This window comes from Flavobacterium sp. (assembly GCF_046296355.1).
GTDB lineage: Bacteria > Bacteroidota > Bacteroidia > Flavobacteriales > Flavobacteriaceae > Flavobacterium.
On sequence record NZ_JBKBLM010000019.1, the window covers coordinates 47,065 to 56,079 of the forward strand.

12 protein-coding genes are annotated in these 9,015 nt (G+C 36.6%); 9 read left to right on the forward strand and 3 right to left on the reverse strand.

Annotation, left to right across the window (positions count from 1 at the left end; translation table 11 throughout):
- Entirely contained in the window at positions 1 to 399 is a 399-nt protein-coding gene (locus tag ACK4HO_RS08905; protein ID WP_409665006.1) for a hypothetical protein, read from the reverse strand.
- 41 nt (positions 400 to 440) lie between these two features.
- Complete coding sequence (gene rlmD, locus ACK4HO_RS08910) at positions 441 to 1,853, reverse strand: 23S rRNA (uracil(1939)-C(5))-methyltransferase RlmD (RefSeq protein WP_409665008.1); 1,413 nt, start codon at positions 1,851 to 1,853, stop codon at positions 441 to 443.
- 76 nt (positions 1,854 to 1,929) lie between these two features.
- Between rlmD and ACK4HO_RS08915 the strand changes: the two genes are divergently transcribed.
- The 6 genes from ACK4HO_RS08915 to ACK4HO_RS08940 all read left to right on the forward strand — a co-directional run bounded on the left by ACK4HO_RS08915 (position 1,930) and on the right by ACK4HO_RS08940 (position 5,966).
- Entirely contained in the window at positions 1,930 to 2,478 is a 549-nt protein-coding gene (locus ACK4HO_RS08915) for a DUF1697 domain-containing protein (protein WP_409665010.1), read from the forward strand.
- Positions 2,479 to 2,505: 27 nt separating this feature from the next.
- Positions 2,506 to 3,207, forward strand: a complete 702-nt coding sequence (locus tag ACK4HO_RS08920) for a DUF1003 domain-containing protein (RefSeq protein ID WP_409665012.1) — start codon at positions 2,506 to 2,508, stop codon at positions 3,205 to 3,207.
- 174 nt (positions 3,208 to 3,381) lie between these two features.
- On the forward strand, positions 3,382 to 4,662 hold the full coding sequence (gene rocD / locus ACK4HO_RS08925; protein WP_409665014.1) for an ornithine--oxo-acid transaminase: 1,281 nt from the start codon (positions 3,382 to 3,384) through the stop codon (positions 4,660 to 4,662).
- A 41-nt stretch (positions 4,663 to 4,703) separates the two neighbouring features.
- Positions 4,704 to 5,141, forward strand: coding sequence for a DUF5362 family protein (locus ACK4HO_RS08930; protein WP_409665016.1), 438 nt, complete (start codon positions 4,704 to 4,706; stop codon positions 5,139 to 5,141).
- Between the two features lie 104 nt (positions 5,142 to 5,245).
- Positions 5,246 to 5,434: a hypothetical protein gene (locus tag ACK4HO_RS08935; protein ID WP_409665018.1), complete on the forward strand. Its 189-nt coding sequence runs from the start codon at positions 5,246 to 5,248 to the stop codon at positions 5,432 to 5,434.
- Positions 5,424 to 5,966, forward strand: a complete 543-nt coding sequence (locus tag ACK4HO_RS08940) for a Smr/MutS family protein (RefSeq protein ID WP_409665020.1) — start codon at positions 5,424 to 5,426, stop codon at positions 5,964 to 5,966. Before ACK4HO_RS08935 ends, ACK4HO_RS08940 begins: the two co-directional genes overlap by 11 nt.
- Positions 5,967 to 6,047: 81 nt before the next feature.
- On the opposite strand, the gene ACK4HO_RS08945 is transcribed toward ACK4HO_RS08940, so the two are convergent.
- On the reverse strand, positions 6,048 to 6,413 hold the full coding sequence (locus ACK4HO_RS08945; RefSeq protein WP_409665021.1) for a hypothetical protein: 366 nt from the start codon (positions 6,411 to 6,413) through the stop codon (positions 6,048 to 6,050).
- A gap of 302 nt (positions 6,414 to 6,715) precedes the next feature.
- On the opposite strand from ACK4HO_RS08945, the gene ACK4HO_RS08950 reads away from it, so the two are divergent.
- The 3 genes from ACK4HO_RS08950 to pdxH all read left to right on the forward strand — a co-directional run bounded on the left by ACK4HO_RS08950 (position 6,716) and on the right by pdxH (position 8,761).
- Positions 6,716 to 7,048 carry a ribonuclease Z gene (locus ACK4HO_RS08950; protein WP_409665023.1) on the forward strand — a complete coding sequence of 111 codons (333 nt, stop codon included), beginning with the start codon at positions 6,716 to 6,718 and terminating at the stop codon, positions 7,046 to 7,048.
- Between the two features lie 5 nt (positions 7,049 to 7,053).
- Entirely contained in the window at positions 7,054 to 7,962 is a 909-nt protein-coding gene (locus ACK4HO_RS08955) for a ribonuclease Z (RefSeq protein WP_409665025.1), read from the forward strand.
- Between the two features lie 154 nt (positions 7,963 to 8,116).
- On the forward strand, positions 8,117 to 8,761 hold the full coding sequence (gene pdxH / locus ACK4HO_RS08960) for a pyridoxamine 5'-phosphate oxidase (protein ID WP_409665027.1): 645 nt from the start codon (positions 8,117 to 8,119) through the stop codon (positions 8,759 to 8,761).
- Positions 8,762 to 9,015: the final 254 nt, after the last annotated feature.

The following is a 9,015-nucleotide window of genomic DNA, read 5'->3' on the forward strand; positions in this document are numbered from 1 at the left end:
TTATTGTCTAACTAACATTTTTTTGAAACTGCTGGCATAACCATCGATATTTTGCATGACTATGGTATCCTTACTGACTTTTATTATCTCCGAATGTAAATAGTTATATGTGCTACCTATAACATTATAACCATTATCGGTTTTTTGCCATTGATCAGCACCTAAAAGCATACATAAATAGCCATCAGAAGTTTTTGAAGGTCCACCTATAAGAAATTTTTTGTCACTTCTAAATATATATATTGTATTCAAGTCGCATTCTATAAGCCCGTCCGAGGTGAAGGTATTGTCAATTAATATCTTTTCGACTTTCCATTCTCCAATAATGTAATCAGTGTCATCATTCTCACAACCTGAGAAGGAAAGGGTTAGTAGTAACAGGAAAAGTATTTTTTTCATAGCAGCAAATCGTAATTCGTAATTACTAATTCGTAATTCATTTATCTTCTCTCCAAAAGTACAACATTTTCCACGTGATGGGTTTGCGGAAACATATCCACCGGACGAACGCGTGTTACTTTGTATTTTTCATCCATTAAAGCTAAGTCTCTGGCTTGTGTTGCCGAGTTGCAACTTACATACACCACTTTTTCAGGGGCGATTTTCAGGATTTGTTCTACTACGTCTTTGTGCATGCCATCTCTTGGCGGATCAGTTATGATAACATCCGGTTGTCCGTGTTGAGCGATGAAGTCATCGTTGAAGACGTTTTTCATATCGCCTACATAGAATTCACAATTCGTGATATTATTGCGTTTGGCGTTTTCTTTGGCATCAAAAATAGCTTCGGGAACGGCTTCTACGCCAATTACTTTTTTCGCTTGTTTGGAAACAAATTGGGCAATAGTTCCGGTTCCGGTGTATAAATCGTAAACCACTTCAATGCCGGTTAATCCAGCAAATTCTCGGGTGATTTTGTATAATTCGTAAGCTTGATCGGAATTGGTTTGGTAAAACGATTTGGCATTAATACTAAAGTGTAGGCCTTCCATTTCTTCCAAAATATAATCTCTCCCTTTAAACAATTTAATGTCTTGGTCATACAAAGTGTCGTTGGCTTTGCCGTTAATCACATATTGTAGCGACGTAATTTGCGGAAACGTTGCGTGAATGTGATTCAGTAACAATTCGCGTTGTGCTTTGTCTTCTTTGTAGAATTGTATCAACACCATAATTTCTCCGGTAGAAGCGGTGCGAATCATTAACGTACGCAACAAACCGGCATGATTTCTCGCGTTGAAGAATTCCAAATCATTTTCGGTAGCAAAACGTTTGATTTCGTTTCGAATCGCATTTGATGGATCTTCTTGTAAATGACATTTTTCAATGTCTAATATTTTGTCCCACATGCGTGGAATATGGAAGCCCAAAGCATTTTTATTGTCAAACTCAACTCCGGATTGAATCTCAGCATCGGTCATCCAACGCGTATCGGAAAACCCGAATTCCATTTTGTTTCGGTAAAAGAATTGTTTTTTCGAACCTAATATTGGTTCAAAATCAGGCAACTCAATTTTACCAATGCGTTTTAGGTTATTGAACACTTCTTGGTTTTTGTAAAACAACTGTTTGTCATAATTCATATTCTGCCATTTGCAACCGCCACAAGCACCAAAATGATGGCATACCGGTTCAACTCTGTCGCTGGAATATTCATGAAATTTAATGGCTTTGCCTTCAAAATAGGCTTTTCGCTTTTTTAATGTTTGCACATCTACCACATCGCCGGGAACGACATTGGGTATAAAAATGATTTGACCTTCAGGTGCTTTAGCTACGGATACGCCTTTGGCACCGGCATCTAAAACGGTTATGTTTTCAAATATGACTTTGTTGGTTTGTTTTCTTCCCATAGCGCAAAAATAAACTATTGGAGAAAACTTAAATGGGATTTAAGAAAAAAATATAAATTAGTAGAAAATTAAAAGTATGCACACTCATTTAGCCCTTCTCCGAGGCATCAATGTCTCCGGTCACAAAATGATTAATATGGTCGCTCTGAAAAAAGCGCTTGAAGGCATTGGCTTTACCAATGTAGTCACGTATATCCAATCGGGAAATGTGTTTGTGGATTCCGAAGAGGAAAGTCCGGGAAAGGTTGGTTTCCTAATTAAGCAGGAAATTTTCAAAGAATTTGGACATGATGTTCCGGTGATTGTCATTGGTAAAGAAGATTTGCAAGCGTGTCTGGACCGAAATTTATTTCTTAACGATGAAGGCGTTGATTTAAAGAAACTCTACGTTTCCTTTATTTCTTCCGAATTGCCTGAAAACATGATTACCCAACTCAACTTAAACTTTATCAAACCCGACGAAATCCAACTCGACGGCAAAAGAATTTACCTTAAATATGACATTTCTCCTGCCAAAACCCGATTAGACAACAAATGGATTGAGAAGAGCATGAACGTGGTTTCTACCACACGCAATTGGAACACGGTTAATAAATTGTTGGAAATGTTTGAAGAGCGCGAATAGTCGTAAATTAGCCTAAATAAAGAAACTATGAGCACTAAAGCCACTTTTAAAAGCACAATTTCCGGTACGGAATATCCTAATGATGAAAGGGTTTGGGTAAAATCGATTCGGGCTTCGATATTCGATTTGATTAAAAAAGATTATCCTGATTTTGATTCTAGTGGTTGTATTGCCAATAGTGAACTCAATGTGTACAGAGAAAAATATATCGCCCAGTTTCTGCAATCGGAAGTAGGTGAATTGACCGATTTGCATAAAAACGTAATCAAGTCGTTAACTGCCGATAAATCCTTTGTTTCTAAAGTTGAAGATGAAACGGACAACCGTACTTTTGGGCAAATGATAGCTGATAAAGTAGCCGATTTTGGTGGGAGCTGGACATTTATAATTTCGTTCTTTGTGTTTATTTTGATATGGATTGGTTCCAATGTATACCTTTTACTAAACAAAGGTTTTGATCCGTATCCGTTTATTTTATTGAACCTGATTTTGTCATGCTTAGCCGCTTTACAAGCACCGGTAATTATGATGAGTCAAAACCGCCAAGAAGAAAAAGACCGCGAACGCGCCAAGAAAGATTATATGATCAACCTAAAATCGGAACTCGAAATCAGAATGCTTGACGAAAAAGTTGACCACCTAATCATGCACCAACAACAAGAATTAATAGAAATACAGAAAGTACAGATTGAGATGATGAATGATATATTGGAAAGAATTAAAAAATAGTTATGAGTTATGAGTTATGAGTTAGTTGGTGAAAATCTAAGTAGTCTAACTTTCTAAAAATCTAACAATCTTTTTATACTTTTACCGAACATATGGATGATTTCTCTCCAAAAGAAGGAATAACGTTTTAATAATTAATCTGCGTAGTGAGAGCAGATTAAAATTCGAATTACAATGTCAGTTTTAGAAAAATTAACTTCAGCAGATGCCATTGCGTTAGAAAACAAGTATGGAGCCCACAATTATCACCCGTTGCCGGTAGTGCTGAATAGAGGAGAAGGAGTTTATGTTTGGGATGTAGAAGGTAAAAAGTATTATGATTTTCTTTCGGCTTATTCTGCCGTAAACCAAGGCCATTGTCACCCGAAAATTATCGGTGCCATGATGGAGCAAGCCCAAACCTTAACACTAACTTCCCGTGCCTTTTACAACGATAAATTAGGCGTTTACGAAGAGTTTATCACCAAATACTTTGGTTTTGATAAAGTGTTACCCATGAATACCGGTGCGGAAGCAGTGGAAACCGCCTTGAAAATCTGTAGAAAATGGGCTTACGAGAAAAAAGGCATTCCAGAAAATGAGGCCAAAATCATTGTTTGCGACGGTAACTTCCACGGTAGAACTACTACGATTATTTCGTTTTCCAATGATGAAAATGCCCGCAAAAACTTCGGTCCTTACACGGCCGGATTTATAAAAATAGCTTATGACGATTTAGACGCTTTGGAAAAAGCGATTACGTCTTCTAAAAACATAGCCGGTTTCTTGGTAGAGCCTATTCAAGGTGAAGCTGGCGTTTATGTACCAAGTGAAGATTATTTGGCGAAAGCCAAAGCTTTGTGTGAAGCCAATAATGTATTGTTTATAGCCGACGAAGTGCAAACCGGTATTGCCAGAACAGGATCATTATTAGCCGTTTGCGGAAATTGTACTTGTGAGAATCATTGTGAAAAGCAATCTTCTTATGTCACGCCTGATATTTTGATTTTGGGTAAAGCTGTTTCCGGTGGCGTTTATCCGGTATCTGCAGTTTTGGCGAATGATGCCATTATGAATGTGATTAAACCCGGACAACACGGTTCTACTTTTGGAGGTAATCCAATTGCGGCAGCTGTAGCAATGGCTGCATTAGAGGTTGTAAGTGAAGAACATTTGGCACAAAACGCTCAAAGATTGGGTAAAATTTTCCGTGCTGAATTGGCTAGATACATCGAAACCAGTAACATTGCAACTTTAGTGCGTGGAAAAGGTTTATTGAATGCAGTTGTAATCAATGATACGGAAGACAGCGATACGGCTTGGAATATCTGTATGAAATTGGCAGAAAACGGTTTGTTAGCCAAACCAACACACGGCAATATTATCCGCTTTGCACCGCCATTGGTCATGAACGAAGAGCAGTTGTTAGATTGTATTTCTATCATTACCAATACTTTAAAGCAATTTGAAAAGTAATTTAATAATCAATTTATAAACCAACCAAAAACCTTTTTATTATGGAAGAAAACCAAAATTTCGGATTACAATTGCAAACTGCTGCTCAGGATTATTTAAGAGAAAGCGCCAAATGGTCGATGTTCTTAGCTATTTTGGGCTTTATCGGAATTGGATTTATGGCACTTATGGCTATTTTAATGACATCAGCTATGTCAATGATGCCTGAAGTTCCCGGACCATTCGGCGCCATCAAAGGATTTATTTCAATTATGTATTTGGTTTTTGCTATTTTGTATTTGTTCCCAATTTATTATTTGTATAAATATGCTGATAATACCAAAAAAGCACTTAATTCACAAAACTCCGAATTATTGACGAATGCTTTCAGCAACTTAAAATCACACCACAAATTTTTAGGTATTTCGGCCATTGTTGTCATTTCCTTATACATTTTAGCGGCTGTGGTTATGGTAATCGGATTTAGTGCCATGAGATAATAAACTTTCGTTTAAAGTATATGTAAAAGCATCTTCCATTGAAGGTCCTTTTTTTATGGCATTTGCCAATAAAGTTTACTATTTTTGAAGTCTAAGTATATCCCATGAAAAAACTTGTTTTTCCTTTTATGATTGTGGCCATTATAGTGGGTTTTTACGAGCAAACTAAGGCCAAACCCAATGTCTTTATTTTGGCCATAGCCGTAGCTATTTTTATGTATGGTGTAATGCAATTGAGTGCCAAAGTACCAAGTAAACATTCAGAAACCGAAGACGAAGAAGATGTTAAGTAAAGGCGATAAGGTTTCGGTACTCGATGATGCCATTGATGGTGTTGTTGTTGATGTTAAAGGCAATGAAGTTACGATTGAAACCACCGATGGTTTTAATTTAACGTTCAAAACTCAGGAACTAATCAAGATTGGCAATACCGGAGAAATGAATTTTAGCTTTAATAAAAATCAGGTTATTGCTGAGAAAGAAATTCCGAAACCTAATTATACTAACACGGAAAAGAAATCTAAAAAAGAACTTCCGGTGCCCGAGTTTGATTTGCACATCGAAAAGTTGGTCAAAAACCACAAATCTATGAGCAACTTTGATATCCTGACCAAACAAACAGATACGGCCAAATACCATATTGAATTCGCCATCAGAAACCGAATTCCTAAAATCGTCTTTATTCACGGCGTGGGCGAGGGAATTTTAAAATCAGAGCTCGACTTTTTGTTGGGCCGATATGACAACGTTTCCTTTCAGGATGCCAATTATCAAAAATACGGTTCCGGTGCTACAGAAGTTTATTTCAAACAGAGTGTAAAATAAAAAAAGTCCCGATTCTCGTATCGGGACTTTTCTTTTAAAACTAACCAATTATATTTAATCCAAACTTAACTTAAAATTTAATTACGCTACGCTGCTTTCTGAACTGCTAACTTTTTTCAAAATTGATCTGATAATAACACTGTTAGTGTTGATACCTGAATTGATTAAAGCTTTTTTACTGAAGCTTACATTTGATTTACTTCCTGCAGTTTTGTTAGTTCCCATAAACCATACTGCGAAATTCATAGAAGCAACAGCAGTTTGAGAAGTGATAACGATAGAATCATTTTTAGAAACAGAAACCTCAGTTGTAGCAGCTACAGTAGTAACTTCTGCTTTAGCCTGACCAAAAACACCATTGCTTGATAATACTAATAATACAAATAAAACAAATAATCTAACGTTGGTTACATTTTTTTGAGCTACTGTGTTATTTGTTGTTTTCATAAGGCGTGTTTTAATTTGTTTCTTATTTCTTTGTCAAAACTACTCCAAGACTATTCGCCACTGAAATTTTTTCGATAACTAACCCCAAAAGTCGTTTAATCGACAAAATCAATGAATTCAAGGGTTTTCAGCGTTTTTATCGTGCAGTTAATCTATAAAATGTTAAAAAAACGTGTATTTCACCGATGAAAAACCAAAAATTTCTATGAACTGCACACTCCAAATCACAAACCTTTGTGCAAATGCCAAAAAATGGCAAAATCTTCCTAAATTAGCTTCGGATTAAATTAATTACCCTCAAAATGAAAGTCGAACAAAAAGGCCACACTACTACTATTAAAGATACAGTCGGACAAACGGCTGATTTTTTAATGAAAGTCACACACGAACACAATAGTTATAAGAATAGTAATCTGATATTGGATTTAACCCATGATAAGAATTTATCATTGGAAGATGTTAAGTCGTTTGCCGAACTAATCAAATTGCACAAAAAGCAAAAGAAATCAATTGTTCTTGTGGCTGATAGTGTCAACTTTAATGCCGTACCCAAAAGCATTTTATTGGTACCAACTCTTTTAGAAGCACACGATATTATAGAAATGGAAGAAATTGAGCGCGACTTAGGATTTTAAAACCCATGAAGTTAACCATATTGGGTTGCTATGCAGCCACGCCACGAACTATTACTAATCCAACCGCACAAATATTGGAAATTCGCAACCGCATGTTTCTCATAGACTGTGGCGAAGGCACTCAGGTTCAGCTGCGCAAAAACAAACTCAAGTTTTCCAAAATCAACCACATCTTTATTTCGCATTTGCACGGTGACCATTTTTATGGATTGGTCGGTTTGATTTCTACCTTTATGTTATTGAACCGTCAAACCGATTTACATGTATACGGACCCAAAGGCATCAAAGAAATTATCTTATTGCAATTGCGTTATTCTAATTCGTTTACCGGTTACAATCTCTATTTCCATGAATTGGAGTCGAAAGAAAGCGAAGTCATTTTTGAAGACGAGAAAGTTATCGTCAAAACCATTCCGCTAAAACACCGCGTTTACACCAATGGTTTTCTGTTTCAGGAAAAACCTAAAGAACGAAAGCTCAATGTAGAAGCTGTAGAGAAGTATAAAATCGATACTGCTTATTACAGAAAAATAAAATATGGCGGCGATATCACTTTCGATAATGGTAAAGTAATTCCCAATGCCGAATTGTCTTTCGACCCCGAACCCACAAAAAGCTACGCCTTTTGCAGCGATACGATGTATGACGAAACCCTAGTTCCGCTGATTCAAGACGTTGATGTTTTGTACCACGAAACCACTTTTCTGGAAAGTGAAGTGGATAAAGCAGAGAAAACCATGCACAGTACCGCCAAAGAAGCCGCAAGAATCGCCAAGTTGGCGAATGTCAAACAATTGCTTCTCGGGCATTACAGCACACGTTACAGTAGTATCGAGTTATTCAAGCAAGAAGCGGAAACGATATTTCCCAATGTATTGTTAGGCGATGACGGCAAAGTATTCGATTTCGATTAAGGTTAGGAGCGAAGGGTTCGGGATTTATCGGCTATCGTAATTCCTGCTATCCATTACAATCTCTTCGAGGATTTCCACTGCCATCAGGGCTAAAAAGTCATCCATTTTATATCCTGAAAACTTAGTAACTTAGCAACTTCAAACTATTTATGCCATGGAAGACTTAAGCCACTACAGAAAATCCTATGAAAAGAGCGAACTTTTGGAAAACAACATTCCCGAAGATCCCATCAATCTTTTCCACAAATGGTTCTACGAAACGGAAGAATTCGGTGGAGTAGAAGAGGTCAATGCCATGACAGTAGCCACTATCGGACTTGACGGATTTCCAAAGAGTAGAGTAGTGCTGCTCAAAAAATTCAACGAAGAAGGCTTTATTTTCTACACCAATTACAATTCCGAAAAAGGAAAAGCCATTCTAAATAATCCTAACATTTGTTTGTCCTTCTTTTGGCACAGTCAAGAACGTCAAGTGATTATTAAAGGAATCGCCGAGAAAACTTCCGATATCATTTCCGATAATTATTTTGATTCAAGACCGGAAGGAAGTAAGTTGGGCGCCATTGTTTCTTCACAAAGCGAAACCATTCCTTCCCGTGAATATTTAGATCAAAAACTTAAAGAACTAGAAAAAGCATATGAAGGTAAACCCATCCCAAGACCGGATTTTTGGGGCGGATTTTTAGTTCGGCCGGTAGAAGTAGAGTTTTGGCAAGGCAGACCAAACCGCTTACACGACAGAATCAGATACAAGTTAAAAGAGGATTATGTTTGGCAAATCGACAGACTTTCTCCTTAAATAATATAAATAATGTTGAAAATTATGTAAACCACTCTTCGGAGTGGTTTTTTAGTTTTGTCAACATCGATAAAAAGTATCGACGAAATACACTTAAATAGGAAAATATCTTATAATAATTATAAAATTATGCATTTCATCGATTTTATTTGTGTTTTAATCGATGATTGTGCTAATATTGTCTAACCAAATCAAACAATACGTTCTTAAATTAAATTCTATAAAGTGTTTGCCCCACATCTACTTTATTAAAA